The organism is Mycobacterium sp. ML4 (assembly GCF_054515735.1).
This window is the reverse complement of sequence record NZ_JBTNSY010000076.1, coordinates 1-1,358: the sequence shown is the minus strand read 5'-3', so window position 1 is coordinate 1,358 and position 1,358 is coordinate 1. Positions and strand designations below refer to the sequence as shown.

The 1,358-nt window shown below is 62.4% G+C and carries 1 protein-coding gene; it reads right to left on the bottom strand.

The annotated features are described in order from the left end of the window. On the bottom strand, positions 1–1,358 hold a 1,358-nt coding region (locus tag ACX9NE_RS29250), incomplete at both ends, for a condensation domain-containing protein (protein ID WP_459365265.1).

The following is a 1,358-nucleotide window of genomic DNA, read 5'->3' as shown; positions in this document are numbered from 1 at the left end:
TACCCGCTCAAACCGGTCGATCAGAGTGCAGATACCGGCCTCATCGAACACATCGCTGCGATACTCCACCGACCCACCGATACCGGCGGGCTCACCACGGTCGGTGAAGCGTTCGGCCAACGAAAACGCCAGGTCCATACGCGCGGTCTGGGTATGCATCGACAGCACCGTGACATCCACATCACCCAGCACCGGCGCAACAGCGCCGGTGTTTTGCCAAGCCAATCCCACCTGGACCAACGGATGATGCGCCAACGACCGGACCGGGTTGAGCCGATCCACCACCGCCTCAAACGGCACGTCCTGATGCTCAAAAGCCGCCAGACACCGCGCCCGCACCTGAGCCAACAACTCAGCAAAACTCGGATCCCCCACCACCTCGATCCGCAACACCAACGTGTTGACGAAAAAGCCCACCAACTCATCTAGCGCCGGATCACCACGACCGGCGACCGGAATCCCCACCGCCACATCAGAACTGCCGCTGAGCTTCGACAACAACACACTCAACGCCGCCTGAACCACCATGAAACTGGTCACATGATGCTCACGGGCCACCCGCGCTACCCGATGCTGCAGATCCACCGGCCAATCCACCCCCACCGTGGCGCCCCGATAATCAGCCACCGCCGGATAAGGCCGATCAGTCGGCAACTGCACACGTTCAGCCATCCCCGCCAACGCGTCGTGCCAGAACTGCAGCTGGGCAGCCACACCACTGTCGGGATCGGCCAGATCACCCAAATGCTCACGCTGCCACAACGTGTAATCGACATACTGCACCGCCAACCCCGCCCACCGCGGAGCATGCCCAGCACACCGACTGGCATACGCCACACCCAAATCCGCGGCCAGCGGGCCCAACGACCAACCATCAGCAGCGATGTGATGCACCGTCAGCACCAACACATAGCACTGCTCACCCACAATGAAAAGCTCTGCCCGCAAAGGAATTTCGGTCGCCAAGTCGAACGTGTAACGCGCTGAGGCGGCCAACGCGTCATCCAGACGAGCCCCAGACCACCCCACCGCCTCGACAACACTCCACCCCACCTCGACCTGCTCAACAGGCACCACCACCTGCTGCGGTACCCCCTCGACCGCCACAAACACCGTGCGCAGGCTCTCATGACGACCCACCACATCAACCAACGCCTGACCCAACGCCTCAACATCAAGCGCACCACCCAAGCGCCACACCACCGGCACGTTGTAGACCGCACTAGGCCCTTCAAGCTGATCAACAAACCACAACCGACTCTGGGCAAACGACAACGGAATCACCGCCGGGCGCTCATCGACCGCCCGCAACGGCGCACGCGCACCACCACCCGCCCCCACACAACCCACCAACTGAC